Origin of the sequence: Prevotella communis, from assembly GCF_022024175.1 — a bacterium.
Taxonomy (GTDB): Bacteria; Bacteroidota; Bacteroidia; order Bacteroidales; family Bacteroidaceae; genus Prevotella; species Prevotella communis.
Genome location: NZ_CP091794.1, coordinates 2,892,389 through 2,906,984, shown reverse-complemented (window position 1 = coordinate 2,906,984; position 14,596 = coordinate 2,892,389). Strand labels below are relative to the sequence as shown.

Annotated in this window: 13 protein-coding genes; 5 read left to right on the top strand and 8 right to left on the bottom strand. The window is 53.6% G+C overall.

Annotated features, from left to right (window positions below):
• The first annotated feature begins 115 nt into the window (after window positions 1-115).
• Complete coding sequence (locus L6466_RS11670; protein WP_091850807.1) at window positions 116-1,021, top strand: Abi family protein; 906 nt, start codon at window positions 116-118, stop codon at window positions 1,019-1,021.
• A 164-nt stretch (window positions 1,022-1,185) separates the two neighbouring features.
• On the opposite strand, the gene L6466_RS11665 is transcribed toward L6466_RS11670, so the two are convergent.
• The 8 genes from L6466_RS11665 to L6466_RS11630 form a co-directional block, all read right to left on the bottom strand.
• Window positions 1,186-3,303 carry an MBG domain-containing protein gene (locus L6466_RS11665; protein ID WP_237802761.1) on the bottom strand — a complete coding sequence of 706 codons (2,118 nt, stop codon included), beginning with the start codon at window positions 3,301-3,303 and terminating at the stop codon, window positions 1,186-1,188.
• Between the two features lie 190 nt (window positions 3,304-3,493).
• Window positions 3,494-4,912, bottom strand: coding sequence for a hypothetical protein (locus tag L6466_RS11660; RefSeq protein WP_237802762.1), 1,419 nt, complete (start codon window positions 4,910-4,912; stop codon window positions 3,494-3,496).
• A 56-nt stretch (window positions 4,913-4,968) separates the two neighbouring features.
• On the bottom strand, window positions 4,969-6,804 hold the full coding sequence (locus tag L6466_RS11655; RefSeq protein WP_237802763.1) for an Lcl domain-containing protein: 1,836 nt from the start codon (window positions 6,802-6,804) through the stop codon (window positions 4,969-4,971).
• Between the two features lie 56 nt (window positions 6,805-6,860).
• Entirely contained in the window at window positions 6,861-7,820 is a 960-nt protein-coding gene (locus L6466_RS11650) for a hypothetical protein (RefSeq protein ID WP_237802764.1), read from the bottom strand.
• Between the two features lie 658 nt (window positions 7,821-8,478).
• Window positions 8,479-10,047, bottom strand: a complete 1,569-nt coding sequence (locus L6466_RS11645; RefSeq protein WP_237802765.1) for a hypothetical protein — start codon at window positions 10,045-10,047, stop codon at window positions 8,479-8,481.
• Window positions 10,048-10,478: 431 nt separating this feature from the next.
• Entirely contained in the window at window positions 10,479-11,264 is a 786-nt protein-coding gene (locus L6466_RS11640; RefSeq protein WP_237802766.1) for a hypothetical protein, read from the bottom strand.
• A gap of 48 nt (window positions 11,265-11,312) precedes the next feature.
• Window positions 11,313-12,056, bottom strand: a complete 744-nt coding sequence (locus tag L6466_RS11635) for a hypothetical protein (RefSeq protein ID WP_237802767.1) — start codon at window positions 12,054-12,056, stop codon at window positions 11,313-11,315.
• Window positions 12,057-12,179: 123 nt separating this feature from the next.
• Window positions 12,180-12,398, bottom strand: coding sequence for a hypothetical protein (locus tag L6466_RS11630; RefSeq protein ID WP_237802768.1), 219 nt, complete (start codon window positions 12,396-12,398; stop codon window positions 12,180-12,182).
• A gap of 104 nt (window positions 12,399-12,502) precedes the next feature.
• Between L6466_RS11630 and L6466_RS11625 the strand changes: the two genes are divergently transcribed.
• The 4 genes from L6466_RS11625 to L6466_RS11610 all read left to right on the top strand — a co-directional run bounded on the left by L6466_RS11625 (window position 12,503) and on the right by L6466_RS11610 (window position 14,576).
• Window positions 12,503-12,817: a hypothetical protein gene (locus L6466_RS11625; RefSeq protein ID WP_237802769.1), complete on the top strand. Its 315-nt coding sequence runs from the start codon at window positions 12,503-12,505 to the stop codon at window positions 12,815-12,817.
• Window positions 12,818-12,911: 94 nt separating this feature from the next.
• The gene (locus L6466_RS11620; RefSeq protein WP_237802770.1) at window positions 12,912-13,835 is read left to right on the top strand and encodes a helix-turn-helix domain-containing protein; all 924 of its coding nucleotides are present in this window, start codon (window positions 12,912-12,914) and stop codon (window positions 13,833-13,835) included.
• Between the two features lie 73 nt (window positions 13,836-13,908).
• Window positions 13,909-14,085 carry a hypothetical protein gene (locus tag L6466_RS11615; protein ID WP_237802771.1) on the top strand — a complete coding sequence of 59 codons (177 nt, stop codon included), beginning with the start codon at window positions 13,909-13,911 and terminating at the stop codon, window positions 14,083-14,085.
• Window positions 14,082-14,576 (top strand): DUF6169 family protein, encoded by a 495-nt coding sequence (locus L6466_RS11610; protein WP_237802772.1) that lies wholly within the window; start codon window positions 14,082-14,084, stop codon window positions 14,574-14,576. Before L6466_RS11615 ends, L6466_RS11610 begins: the two co-directional genes overlap by 4 nt.
• Window positions 14,577-14,596: the final 20 nt, after the last annotated feature.

The following is a 14,596-nucleotide window of genomic DNA, read 5'->3' as shown; positions in this document are numbered from 1 at the left end:
GTTTTTATGCTTTTTTTTTGGCAGTTTAAGGAAAAAGGAGTACCTTTGCAGCAACAGTTCCCGCCACGCCTCCTAACAATGCGTACCACGGCGGGACTTCGTTATTTATATAGGTATGAGATATAACAAGCAACCAACCGATATTACCACTCAACTTGCTATGCTAAAACAGCGTGGTCTCATTGTTAATGATGAAGACACTGCATTGAAGCAACTAGCTTCTATCAGTTACTTTCGTCTAGCAAGTTATTGGAGATTGTTTGAGATTGATACTACGAATCATCAATTTGTCAGTGGCACACGTCTCGAGGACGTTATTTCTCTTTACAATTTCGACAAAAAGCTCCGCACTATTATATTTACGGCAATTCAAGACATAGAAGTCGCTCTGCGTACACGTATCATTCATTTTTTCTCTTTGGATCATGGAGCATTCTGGTTTATGGATGCCTCAAAATTCACCAATCGAACTATATTCCAGACCTGTATAGATAACATACAGAACGAACTTAACCGTTCAAAGGAGGAGTTTCTGCAAGAACATTTTGCAAAATACGACTCACCTTCAATGCCTCCTGTATGGAAAACCTTGGAAGTCGTTTCTTTTGGTAATCTCTCGAAGTTGTATGCAAACATGAAAGATACTAATGTAAAAAAGGAAGTGGCAAGAAGCATGGGACTACCCAAATATGATTACATGGAGAGTTGGCTGCGGAGCCTAACAGTACTCCGTAATTGTTGTGCTCACCATGGACGTGTATGGAACAGACGTTTTCCAGCAATGCCTCAGTTGCCATCAAGACTTCCACTTTCATGGGTTGATACCAGTCACATTAGACCAATGAAGTTATACGCCCAACTTTGTACGATTTTATACCTAGAACAAAATATAGTACCCAATAGTAACATTAAACAACAATTATTGGAACTGTTTAAAGACTACCCAAATGTTAGCTTAAGGAGAATGGGATTTCCCCATGGATGGGAAAGTGAGCCGCTGTGGACCCCCAAAATACATTAGCAGAATTTTCTTCAAATTTTGAGCCGAAGGCGACCCTTATACATGCGAGAAGTGGTATGAGTTTGGCGTAAGAACTTGTTCTTAAAGCCAAAGACATACCACTTATCACTAGAGCTCATTAAGAGCTACAAACATCAAAAAGTGTTTTTTCTGTTTTTTTTCTCTCACTTAATCACGACCTTTTTGCCATTCACAACGTAGATACCCTTCTTGCTAGGAACGGTGACCTTGCGGCCATTCATGTCGTAGATGGTCTTACCGGCAATAGCCTTGATGGTGCTGATGCCAGTAGCAATCTGACCAAGTTCCTCGTAGGTCTTCTCGGCAACGGTCAGCACCTCAAGGTTAGTCACCAGTGCCTTCTGATCCTCGGTCAGTGCCGTGTAGGCATTGCGGGCAGCATCAATCAGGTTCTTGCAGGCCTCGGTGTAGGCCACCTCGCCGATGGCGTTGATCTTCGCAATGACATCATCAGCGGCTAGCTTGTCGGCAGCGGCCTTCTCAGCGGCAGCCTTCAGGTTGGCATAAGTCGTCTCAGCTACCGTCAGCACCTCGTAGTTGGTAACGAGTGCCTTCTGGTCGGCAGTCAGCGCATCATAGGCATTGCGGGCAGCCTCAATCAGGTTCTTGCAGTCCTCTGTGTAAGCCACCTCGCCGATAGCCACAATCTTGTCGATCACATCGCCAGCGGCAGCCTGGTCGGCAGCAGCCTTCTCAGCGGCAGCCTTCAGGTTGGCATAGGTTGTCTCAGCAGTGGTCAGCACCTCATAGTTGTTAACCAGAGCCTTCTGATCCTCGGTCAGGGCCGTGTAGGCCTCACGGGCAGCGTCTATCAGAGCTTTGCTCTCAGTGGTGTAAGCCACCTCGCCGATAGCCGATATCTTACCAATGACAGCGTCGGCAGCCAGCTGGTCGGCAGCAGCTTTCTCAGCAGCGGCCTTCAGGTTGTCATAGGTTGTCTCGGCAGTGGTCAGTGTCTCTAGGTTGGTCACCAGTGCCTTCTGTGCATCCGTCAGGGCATTGTAGGCCTCGCGGGCAGCGTCGATCAGCGCCTTGCTGGCTTCCGTGTAAGCCACCTCGCCGATAGCCGTAATCTTACCCATGGCATCGTCGGCGGCAGCCTGGTCAACGGCAGCCTGGTCCACCAGGACCGTCAGCTTGCCGGGAACGAAGGTGATGTTGTAGTTCTTGGCGGTAAGACCCGATGGGGTGATGTCGTAGGTGCTGCCCACGGCACTCTCTGCTGTGTAGTCACAGGCCACGGCCAGCGTGCCTTCCAGCACGGCCACTGTCTCATCGGCCACGAAGCCCTCGTAGGATACCTCGTACTCGGGCACCTCGCTGCCATGGATGATGTTCACGTCGGCAGCCTTGACGGTGAGCGGTGCCTTCTTGATATTGAACTTCTGCGTAGCCGCACCGGTGAAGTTACTGTTCTTCACGGCGCTGGCCGTTACCACAGGAGCCTTGGCATCCGTAGTGCTGGCCACGTCCTTGTTGTTGATATACGAGAAGACATAGTCCTTGCCCTCCACCAGTGTGATGCCGTCGTAGGTCAGTGTGGGAGCAGGCTCCTGCGCCTTGCCGTTGTAGGTCAGGTCGGCCACCTTGCTCATGAAGCCGTCCTCCAGGGTCTTCTTGCGGATGGTGAACGTCTTGGAGTTCTCACCCACATAGAAATTATGTCCCTCCACGGCCTTGATGGTCACGGTAGGAGCATTCTCCGCAGCATCCTTGTCGCAGGCCATCACATTGTCAGAGTAGGTCACGGTATAGTCCGTGCCCAGTACCAGCACCGTGCTGCCGTCCTTCACGGTGAAGGAAGGTGTATGTGCCTGTGCGTTGTAGGTCACGGGCAGGATGTTGGAGATGGTGATGTCCGGATGGTCCAGATGCTTCTTGTACACCACGCTGAACTCTGCCTTGGCGCGCTGCATCACGAAGGTGTAGGTATGTGCGCGGGTCTGTGCGTCCTCAGAAACAAAGGTCACGTCCACATCCTGCAGCAGGCCGATGCCGGCTGTACGGCGGGGAGCCTTTGCCATGGCGGCAATCCACTGACCAGTAACATTACCGATTGACCAGCCGTCATCAGGCGTCACCACGATGGTCACGGTCTCGCCTTCCTTGGCCTTTGTCACCTCATCCTGACCCACGTAGAACTTCATGGTACTGTGGTCGTTGGTGCCCACGGTGAGGTCGTAGGTCGGAATGATATCCGCCCACGCGCCCGTCACTGCTGCCATGAGCAGCACGAGCAATGAAAATATCTTTTTCTTCATATACATAAATACTTTAATGTTCTTTTTTCTTCTGAAACGAAGGCTTTGTTTTTATTTGGAAACTAATTCCCGTAATTAACATAATTGTTCCATAATTAATATTATAATTTTTTATTATGGCCATTATGAATAAATTACGCTTATTATGGCAATTAGTTTCTTAAACATATCCTTCGTTTCTTATTCACTCTCACTTCACCACGACTTTTTTGCCATTCATGATGTAGATGCCCTTCTTGGTCGGCATTCCGTTCAGTTTGCGGCCGTTCAGGTCGTACCAATTGTCAATTGTCAATTTTCCATTTTCAATTGAACCGACTCCCGTAGCTTCGCTGTCGAATACGAGGTTGATTGCGCGGGCATTAGAGTTGCTGATGCTCAGCCATGCCTTGTTGGCGGCGACGGGGAGGTCGTTCTTCACGAAGACGAAGGCCTTGCCGTTGAGGGCATAGTTGGTCTGGTCGTCGGTCGAGGCGGCGATGGTCTTGGCCTCTAAGGTGCCGACGAACTCGGGTGCTACGGTGAGCTGCAGGTTAGGCTCCTCGTTGGCGGGGATCAGCAGGAAGGTCTTGGCCTCGTCGCTGTTGTTGAAGATGAGCAGCGGGGTGCGGCTGGGCGCGGTCTCGATGGCGGCGCTGAGTGTGGCCTGGTCGGCGCTGACGCTCTGGATGGTGTAGAGCTCAGCGTCGGCGGATGTCTCGGTGTCGGCGTAGAGGGGCTCGTCCTTAAAGTAGGTGATGAACTCCTTGGCGGCCACTTCTACCTGGTAGCCCTGGAAGAGCTGGAAGGTGTTGGAGAGGTCGGTCTCGCCGGCGTAGTCGCTACCGTCGGCTGCCACTGCCTTCACGGCGTAGATGCCGGGCTCGAAGGTGAAGGTGGCGAAGGTCATGGGGTCGCCGGTGGGCTGTCCATCAGCGTCGATGGCGTAGATCTGCACGATGTAGTCCTGGGTCTGTGTGAGGGCTTTCTGCTCGATGTCGTCGTTCACGGTGAAGAGTGCGGGCACGGCAGCCATCTCCATGTCGGCGGGGATGAACTTGTTGCCGTCTTTCTTCACGCGGTAGCGGGGCTGCTCCTGGGTGCCGTCGCCTACCTGTGCGGTCACGTCCACCGTCAAGTCGCGCTTGATGGTGTAGGTGGCGGTCACGTCGTACTGCGGCATCTTGAACGATGCCTCATACTGCTTGGTTTCCGTGTCCTGGCTGATGGTCACTGCGGGACCGGCGGGGGCAGACTCGGCGGCTGCTACGTTTATAACATCATAGAACCAGTCTTGGTTACCATCTTTGTTGGGACGGAAGTAAACCGTGTACTTACCGGCTCCTTTCAGTTCACCGTTTTCGCCATAGTTATTTCCCATACCGTCGGGATACCAGGTCTGGTCTTGGCCATCATCCTTTACCACCTTAAACTGTGCATCAGCGGCTAAGTCGAGTGTCAGTATATACTCTGTGGTAGATGTGCATTCCGTGTTCAGCGTCATCTTGTAGGCGGGATTGGTGCTCCAATTGGTGAAGTTGCCCACAACATAATAGTCCGCTGCCCACGCTCCGCCGACTGCCGTCAGTAGCAGCGCGAGCGTCATTATATATCTTGATATTGTTTTCATATATTGTATTTCTTTATGTTGTTTATACCTTTTATATTATATACGCGCGAGAGGGGTTAGAACGCGAGGCAGGCGCGAACACGGGCGGCGTTGCCCTTAGAGAAGACGTTAAAGTAGCCGCCGTAGAAGTCGTAGTAGTACGCTTGGCTGGAATTGTCCTCGTACTCCGTAGACGACCAGTACCAGCTCGACTGCATATTCGTTCCGCCGACGAAGCCGAAGCCATCGCGCAGGTCGGCGTCGCTGCCGGCAGCGGAAATCATGCTGTTCCACTCGTCCTTGCTGGCGAGTTTCCACGTGCCGCCGGTGATGGCCGGCGTGTGGGCGGCGCAGGTAGTCTGGGCGGTGCTCCAGTTCATCTTGCCTTCATCGGTCAGCGCCAGTGCCAGGCCGTGGCTGCCGCTGACGTAGCAAATCATGGCCACGGCGGTCACGCCGCTGGGCAGGTTGTCCTTGTCGTCGGCGGCGTATGCCTTACCGTCGCTGCCTACTATTTCGCCAAACTTAGCTGATGTGAGTGCATGGCCTTCAGCCGCAGCCTTCTTCTTCGCCTCTACCTTGTCGATGACGTAGCCGCGCTTGGCTTTGATCTTCACATCGGTGTCGGGGTCGATGCCGGTCTTGCTTGCTTTGCCGTTGGCGTCGATGGTGACGGACCCGCTGCCTACGGTGACGCTTTCAACCTTACCCTTCGAGAAGTCGTTGGCGGGCTTCACAGCGAGGTCGTACTTCTCTACGACGGTGAACTGGCTGCTGTAAACGGTGCCGTCGTAGGGGCTGTTCTCGTCGGTCGGCTCGGCCTTAATCCAGTAGTAGCCGGGCTTCATGTCGGCAAGGAAGGCTTCGAGGGTGATGGGTTCGTAATGATCGTACTCGATGGGTAGGCTTGAGTCGTCGCCCACGAGCACCTTGACGGTGATGCCGTCGGCACCGATGATGTTCTTTGCGTCTTCAGCAGAGGCCAGGGGGTCGATGAGCTGGATGGTGAGTGCCTCGGCGGGCTGATACTTGCCGTCGTCGCCCTTCTTCACGACGATGTTGCCAGAGCTGGGCAGTCCGCTGAAGGCCACGGGATTCGCCTTGTCCTGCATGTCGCGCACCAGCATGTAGTTCACCGTTGCGTCGAAGGGGGGCATGGTGAACGATGCCTCAGTGAAGAGGTCCTGTTTGCTTGCGGCGTTGGTGGTTACGTCGATGGTGGGCTCGGAGGCAGCGGCGTCGTTCACAACCTCGCTAACGAGGACATTGTCGATGGCAAAGTTAGCGGAGTAACGGGATGTTACGAAGGTCATCTTGCCAAGACCGCCTGCCACAGAAATCGTTGGGATTTCCGTTTCGTCGAATCCGTCGATAATGTTGTTCTGTTCATCCTTCAGAGTAAGATAAGTCTTAGCATTCTCGCCTGCGATATATGTTACCTGAACGAAAATCCAACTGAGTTCATCTAGGGACTTTCCGCCACCGGCTGATACCGTAGCAGTCTGAGTGCCCTGATTGATTTTCCATGCTGTAGCATTTACCGAACCTTCAGCAAGAGAGAGGATTGGAGCAGAGTTTGCAGCATCGTAGATGTTGAAAGCTGTAGCAGACTGGTTAGTAGAAGCTCCAAGCTTTACATTGAAAGTCATCGTGAAGTCCTTACCGGCATCTACTTTTCCTTGTGTCGCAGTACAAGTAAGGGTAGTACCATTGTTGTTACGTTGATTCTGGTTAACTGTGAGATAACCGTTCTCAACGATAGGTGTGAACCGTCCACCAGTAGCCGTGCTCCAATCAACAGTTTCCGTTGCGTAGTCCTGTTGGAAGTAGATTGTAGGTGTCTGCGCCCACGCGCCCGTGACTGCCGTGAGTAGCAGGGCGAGCGTCATTATATATCTTGATATTGTTTTCATATATTGTATTTCTTTATGTTGTTTATACCTTTTATATTATATACGCGCGAGAGGGGTTAGAAAGCGAGCACGGCGCGAACACCTTTTATATTGTTCTTGTCGGCGCTTGGGATGTTCGCACTATCATCTTTGAGACCAAAGCAAAAGGCGGTGCTACTACTACCCTCTGACGATGACCAGTATTGGTAGCCGTCCTCCTTAAAACTACTTTCTTCGCCTGCGGCGGCAATCATGGCATATTTCATACTGCCGTAATAAGTATTACCAGAATTACCAGTGGCCGTGCACATAGCCATCCACTGAGGCACGCTGGGCACCATCCATGCGGCATTGGTAAAGGTGCTCTTGGCCTCACAGGTGCTCTTGGCCGTCGCCCAGTCCATTTCGCCTTCGTCTCTCAGGGCGATGGCCAGGCCGCGCTTGTAGGTGTCATGGCCCGTCTCGCTGCCTACGTAGGTAATCATGGCCACTTTCTCCACGCCCGTGGGCACGTCGGCAACATTATAGTTCTTGCCGTCGCTGCCGATAATCTGTCCCACTACGGGGTTGACGATGAGAGACTCAGAGGCCGCCTTCTTCACCTCCACCTTGCGGAACTTGTAGCCGGTGTTGGCCTTGATCTTCACCTCGCTGCCCATCTTCACGCCCTGGAGCTTGCCGTCGGTGACGGTGGCGGCTGCGCCGTCGAGGGTGACGGTGGCCTTGCCGGCCTCGATGGTGTTGGCGTTGGCGGCGTTGAAGGTGATGTCGAACTTGTTGGTGAGCACCTGGACGGTGAGGCAGGCGGGCTCGGTGTCGTTGAAGGTGTTCTCCTCGGTGGCTTGCTGGCCGTCGGGGGTGTCGGCGCCCTGGATGTAGTACCATACGTAGACGTCTGCTCCGTCGTCAGCGATGTCCTCGGCTGTGGGCACTGTGGCGCTGAAGGCGGTGAGTGCGGGGGCCTCGGTGGCTGAGGTGCCGATGGCGTACATCAGCGTGCCCTGCGTGACCTCGGTGCTGGTTCCGGCGAAGGCCACGATGCCGGTGCCCTCGGCGATGAGCGATGCGTCGGTGCCGGCGATGATGCCTTCAGCGGCTTCGGGCAGCAGGGTCTTCACATCGAGCTCGGTGCCCGTGGTGGCGAATGCGGCTGCCTTGGCGTAGATGGGTGTCAGCACGACGTCGCTGCCGGGCATCGCGAAGGTGCCGGTCTTGGTCGAGGCGTTCCAAGCGACCTTGGGACCGGCGGGCTCGGCGGGGGCGTTCTTCACGCAGGTCACGGAGATATTACGCGCAGTTTCATCCCCATCCATATTCACATAATAGACCGTGACCTTTTCCGTGCCCTCGAAGGCGCTTTTGACGGTGATGATAATTTGTGTATCATATTGACCTTGACTGATGCTGACATACTCATTAGAGCCGCCTAAGTCGATTAACGACATATAGTCTGCATCCACATCATTAACAGTAAATGTTTCGGAATATTCCAGCGCGGCATCAGTGACCGTTTTGTTACAGGCCTCGTTGCCGAAACCGCTGAACGTAATGGTGTACGTGTCTGCGGCCCACGCGCCCGTGACTGCCGTGAGTAGCAGCGCGAGCGTCATTATATATCTTGATATTGTTTTCATATATTGTATTTCTTTATGTTGTTTATACCTTTTATATTATATACGCGCGAGAGGGGGGCGGTCAGTTCGTCGGCTCAATGGTGAACACAAACTTGACAGTGCCCTCGCCACGATCCATAATTTCGCCGCTGAACGATACGCTGGAGGCATTGCCGGTCCAGGTGCTGCCCGACCAGCCTTCGCCTGATGCTTGCCAACGCGATGTAGTCACTTCAATCTTGGTGAAGTTGCCGAGGGTGGTGGTAAATGTTCCGCCTCCTTTGAAATCCTTTTCATCGAAGTCTATATCGCCGGCAGTTATAGTGACACCGTCCTTGGTGAAAGAATTATCACTGCCGGTTATATCATCGTTGTTCCACGTTACGGTGACGGGGCCAGCCGAGGCCTTCGCCTTCTTCTCCGCCTTCACGCCGATGACTTTCTTCGAGCCGGTGTAGGTGACGGTGACGGTCTCGCCCTTCTTCACGCCGGTGGCGGGGCTGGCGGTCCACTCAGGCTGGGCGGGAGGCTCGGGGTTGACGCCCTCGGCGAAGGTGACGGCGTAGGTGGGCTCGGCGGCGATGGTGACGGTGAGGGCGTTGGCGGCGAGGATGTCGCCGTCGCTGAAGTTCTCAGCGTCGGTGTCGCTGTCGTTGCCGCGCACGTAGTAGTAGACGTAGGCCTGGCCCTGGGCGAGGCTCTCGGCGGTGGGCACGTCGGCAGTCCACTGGTCGGCGGCGAGGGCCAGCAGGGCGTCGTCGTCGAGGGCGGTCTGGCTGACGTAGTACATCACGGTGCCCTGGGCGTTCGCGGTCTCGCCGATGTTCTTCACGGTGCCGGCTTTGACGATGGCGCCGTCGGTGGTGGCGGGCACGTTATTGATGGCGGTGGGGGCTGCGGTGAGCGCGGCCTGCGGGTAGTACTCGGGCTCCAGTGTCACGTTGCCGCCGGGCATGGTGAACGTGCCGGTCTTCGCCGTCTTGTTCCAGGCGACCTCGGGGCCGGAGGCGGCGGGGGCTAAGACTGTAACAGTGAGTGTTTTACTTTGGGCAGCCTTGTAATTTTTATTGCCTGCAAATGAAACTGTAATTGTGGCAGTGCCTGCACCAACAGCATCAATATAGCCCTCAAATCCATAAGAGTAACTGGATGAAGCCCTAAATTTAGCAACATTATCATTACTTGATGAAATATTTACCTCACTTGATTCAGGACCATCTACATGACCCCTAAAATTCCTACTTTCACCAACGCCCATTTCAATTGAAGATTGTTCAGGATCATCAATATAAACATAGGCAAAGTCCTGATCTATTGTAAAACTTCTCTGTCCAGTACTCTTTTCACCGCCACCCTCAGGAATAAACTCGGCATACCAAGTATGATCTCCCGCATCTAAAGCGGGGGAAATTTGACGAGAACACATTCCATTATCAACATCGAAACTGCCCTTTGACACACCATCGACGGATAGGTAGAGCGTACCACTAGGCATATCGGGTCCCATAACATTACACATAAAGAATGTAAACTCAGGTTTATAAACAGGATCGAAATTTATATTAATATTATAATAACCTTCTGCCCACGCGCCCGTCGCCGCCGTGATTAGCAGTGCGAGCGTCAGTATAGTTTTTTTAATTTGTATCATAATCTTAATGTTTTAATGTTTCTTTGTTCTTGATTCTATTCACTCTAAATATCGATTGTATTGACTACAAATGGAGTTTTTTTCCCCTGGGAGTGCTCTGTAGTGACTACAAAGCGTGTTTTTTGCCTCCGGGAGTGCTCTGTAGTGACAACAAAGCCACTTTTTACCTCTGGGAGTGCTCTGTAGTGACTGCAAAGCCACTTTTTTGCCTCCGGGAGTGCTCTGTATAGACTACAAAGCCCCTTTTTTGCCCCGAAACGTGCTCTGTATTGACTACAAAGCCACTTTTTTGCCTCCGGGCGTGCTCTGTATCGACTGCAAAGCTCATCATCGTCTCCATCGTCATTTACTTGAATTCTTGTATTCCTGTCTCCTCGTTTTCTCGTCTCCTTGAATACTATACATTATATATATATACGCGCGCGAGGGGGTTACTCTGCATCCGACAGGTAGAACACGATGCTTTTCACCCTTTCGCCGTTGAAATTACCAGCATCCTTCAGCAGATCAACCGTCGAGGCGGCACTGCCCTTCCACGTGACTTTAAATATTTCTGTCATAGGATCATCACTATACAACCATCCAGTGCCGAGACTTGCATAATCCCAACCAGCAGGGCCAGTGAGCGTCATCTCAATCTTTGTGAACTTCTTGCTGTTCGGTGCCTTGAAGGTAAAGCCGCCTGATTCCATCGTTTCGAAACTGATGCCATCCTTTTCCGGATTTCCGTAACCAGACCACCTGGCATAAACCTCTTCGGCATTACCACTCAGCGTGACGCCATCAATCGTACAGGGTTCATGATTGCCGAAGACATCAAGTTCTTTGACGTTCGAAGCGTCCCATACGATGTCGGCCACGGGAACCTCAATGGCCGTAGCCGCAATCTCGCTGTCGCTGTGCGTGCCGTCGTCGGCCTTCACGTAATACCAAACATATACCGTGCCACTGGCGGTGATGGTCTCAGCCGTGGGCACCGCGTCGCTGAAGCCATCCGTCGAGGCAGGCTTCGTGTTCGTCGTGGTCACTGCATACATCAGCGTGCCGCCGTCGGCCACGCCACCGCTAACCAGCGCCGTCGTCTTGCCAACGCCAACAACCGCCGCACCCGTCGGCGCCGTCGTCACCGTAGCCGGTTCCTTCGCCGCCGCCGGTGCAGCCTCGCTTGTAGCCTTCACGCCCTTCACCTTCAGTCGTCCGTTGTACTGCAGCGTCACGGTCTCCGAGCCGTCGCCCTTCAGTCCGCCGATGGGCAGCGCCTGGGCCTAGCCCTCGCCAACCTTCACCGTCCACTTGTCGGCATCCTTCACGCCGTCCTTCATCGTGACGGTGTAGGTGGTGGCGGCGGCGGGGTCAGTGCCCCCGGAGATGACGACCTTTGTCTGGTTTAAGACACTTCCGATTGTACTGGTGCCGTTCGTCACGCTGTACCCGGTCGTCTGGGTGAAGTCCACGTCGTTGGCAAAGGCTTTTCCAGCAGAGCCGCTGGAGGCATATTCTTCCTCGTCATCGATATAGCCGCCGCTGCCGGCTGAACCGCCGTTTGCAGTCACAGTGCCGCTCTTGTAGGTCAGTGTGCCTGCGAAGGCTACACCGCCGTTGCCGCCGGTGCCGGCTACAAATGTACCGGTGCCGCCGGTGCCGCCGGTGCCGCCGGTGGCAGTCACGGTAGCGCCACCCTGTACGATGATGTTGCCACTGATGGCTACACCGCCGTTGCTGCCGTTGCCGCCTTCCCAAGCGCTGGCGCCGTTGTTTCCTTTCGCGCCGGTGACCACGAGCGTGCCGGGGCCTGTGACGGTGAGTGTGCCGCTGGCGACGTTGATGCCGCCGGTGATGGTGACGGTCACGTCTGAGTTGATGGTCAGCGTGGCGTCGCCGTTGACGGTAATCGCACCGAGGTTTTCATTAGCTGTGGCGGTGTAGGTTCCTCCCGTCCAGGCAGCTCTTGCGCCCGTCGCCGCCGTCAAGAGCAGCGCGAGCAGAAGTAATAATTTGTTTTTTCTCATAACTTTAAGTTTTAAAAATGTTAATAATTAAGTGAATTATATATATATTTTCTTTTTGTCTCGCCCACGGATTATTCGGATTCATCTTCCTCTCCGTCTCATCCGCGTGCTCCCTGTTCGTTTCTATCTACTCCCCTCTCTTTCCTGAGAGGGGGCGGCGGTGAGGCCCTTCATATCACTCTCCATGTCCTCGATCACGTCCTTCAGGTCGCGGTTCTCGTCGGAGAGCCGGTCCAGCCGTTCGTCGCGTCTGCTGAGGGCGTAAAATAAACAGCAGCAGAGGATGGTGAGCAGCGCCACCACCCCTACGAGTGTAAAGATCATAATGTTTGTTATGCTCATTAGGTTATAGATGTCGGGTAAGAATTATGTTCTGTTGGCAAAGATAATAAAAATCTGCGAAACCTGCAATAGTTTTTCGTCCGCCGACGAAGATTTTGCAGATTTTGAAACTGTTTTTGCATATTTTGAAAGTCCATGCCCCAAATGAGACGAAAACAAAAGCCCGCGGGGATGGGAATGAGACAAATACGAAACAGCGTGGCGGTGGTTTTGGGGAGGAAAAAACGTTTTTTTTCGCCATTTATCACAATGTTTCAGAAAAAAACGTTATCTTTGCATGCAAATATAAACCTGAAAACAATCATGTTCGGACAATTATCGCTCGGCGTCATGCTGCTTTTGATGCTCTACGCTGCTGGAACAGCGACGGCATTCATCGCTTGCCTGTACCTCTTGCTGAGGCAGGGCAACGCGTTTGAGCGGCGCGTAAAGACGCCCGACAGGCTGCGCCTGTGGACGGCGGCGTTTTTCGGCATCGTGGCGGCGGGGCATCTGTGGTACCTGCCGGCGAGCATGACTGCCGATAATGAAACGGCCACGCTGTGGATGCTCATCGGCGGACTGCTCGACTGTCTGCTGACGATTCCCGTGGCCATCGTGGTGCTGCTCTGCATGCTGCAGGACAGGCGCCGACCGCTCTGGCCGGTGTGGGTGGCCGTGGCGCCGCTGGTCATCATGATGGCGGTGAGCGTGGGCATGCGCAGCTACGACCTGCTGCCGTGGATGCGTGGCTATCTGCTGCTGGTGGGCATCGGACTGATGGTATATATGGTGCGCGCCGTGTATCAGTATGGCCACTGGCTGCGCGACAACTTTGCCGACCTGGAGCACAAGGAGGTGTGGCAGAGCTTCGTGGTGCTGGCGGTGGTGATGCTGATGCTTGGTATCTACGCCTGCGGCGACGGGGGCATGGACTACGAATTCCTCGTCCAGGTGTGCGCCCTGGTGCTTATTGTCTATCTGCTGTGGCGCGTGGAGACGCTGCAGGACCTGAGCATCTCGCAGATCGTGCTCAGCGAAGAGATTGCCGGTCCCGTGCCCGATGATATTGATTGCCTGTTGCGCCAGCATTGCGAAGCCAAGCAGCTCTTCCTGCAGCACGACCTCACCGTCAGTCAGTTGGCGCAGGCGCTGGGCATCAACCGCTTCTACCTCAGTCAGTATTTCTCTCGCAAAAAGACCACTTACAACACCTATATCAACGAGCTCCGCATCAATCATTTCATCGGGCTCTATCGCGAGGCCGTCTCTGCCGGTCGTCCCGTCTCTGCCAAACTCCTGGCCGGGCGCAGCGGCTACCGCAGCTACAGCACCTTCAGTCTGGCCTTCAAGCAGTATACGGGCTTCAGTGTCACCAACTGGATGTATAAGGAGGCTGGGAGTTTTTCTGTCGGCGCCAGCGCCGCCACTCCTTCCCTCCCAGACTCCTTAGAATAAAAAAAGAGTTATCTTTTGAGTTATTATCGGGAAAAAGTTGTATATTTGCACGCAGAAATAAAAAGAATCAATCATGGAAGCAAAGAAATTACAGTTCACATCCAAGCCCGGAACGTTTATCGATTCCATCAGGGCTTATCGTGAGTACAAGAAAGAGTGGCGAGCTCGTATGGACGTCAAGTTGACGGAAATGGAAGAGCAGATTAAACGTGCCAAGTCAGACCCCTTCTTCAAGATAGAGACGGTATGAAGGAACTTGATCCACAGCATCTGTTCTACGACAGCCCCTATCCGGTGAAACTGGACGACGGCGAATACATCTTCCGCACAGACCACGACATTGTTTATGCCGTGAGTTTTAAGCAGGAGTCTTTCTTCGACCCGATACCCGCCTATTGGTTCGATCTTATGAATCGCAGCGGTAAGGCCTCGCCCAGCGACCCGAAGGTACGCGAGACGGTGATACGTATCATCGTGGAGTTCTTCCGTGCCAACCCCGACATCATGCTCTATATGTGCGATAGTGCCAACGACCAACAGGCACAGCGCAACCGTCTGTTCCTGCGATGGTTTATGGGAGCCGAGCAGAGCAAACTGTTTTACATCAAGACCGAAATGGTAATAGACGAGGGTATGGAGAATTTTATCGCCATCATCGTGCCGCGTAGCCATCCCTATCTGGAGGACATCATAGAACGATTCGATTCTGAAATTGCAATGTTCCGCGCTAACAAGCCATAGCGCTTTCCCCGACGACATTC

Bases quoted from the DNA above. Each gene is read 5' to 3' on its own strand.
- L6466_RS11670 (WP_091850807.1), top strand. From the start codon at position 116: ATGAGATATAACAAGCAACCAACCGATATTACCACTCAACTTGCTATG.
- L6466_RS11665 (WP_237802761.1), bottom strand. From the start codon at position 3,303: ATGAAGAAAAAGATATTTTCATTGCTCGTGCTGCTCATGGCAGCAGTG.
- L6466_RS11660 (WP_237802762.1), bottom strand. From the start codon at position 4,912: ATGAAAACAATATCAAGATATATAATGACGCTCGCGCTGCTACTGACG.
- L6466_RS11655 (WP_237802763.1), bottom strand. From the start codon at position 6,804: ATGAAAACAATATCAAGATATATAATGACGCTCGCCCTGCTACTCACG.
- L6466_RS11645 (WP_237802765.1), bottom strand. From the start codon at position 10,047: ATGATACAAATTAAAAAAACTATACTGACGCTCGCACTGCTAATCACG.
- L6466_RS11635 (WP_237802767.1), bottom strand. From the start codon at position 12,056: ATGAGAAAAAACAAATTATTACTTCTGCTCGCGCTGCTCTTGACGGCG.
- L6466_RS11630 (WP_237802768.1), bottom strand. From the start codon at position 12,398: ATGAGCATAACAAACATTATGATCTTTACACTCGTAGGGGTGGTGGCG.
- L6466_RS11620 (WP_237802770.1), top strand. From the start codon at position 12,912: ATGACTGCCGATAATGAAACGGCCACGCTGTGGATGCTCATCGGCGGA.
- L6466_RS11615 (WP_237802771.1), top strand. From the start codon at position 13,909: ATGGAAGCAAAGAAATTACAGTTCACATCCAAGCCCGGAACGTTTATC.
- L6466_RS11610 (WP_237802772.1), top strand. From the start codon at position 14,082: ATGAAGGAACTTGATCCACAGCATCTGTTCTACGACAGCCCCTATCCG.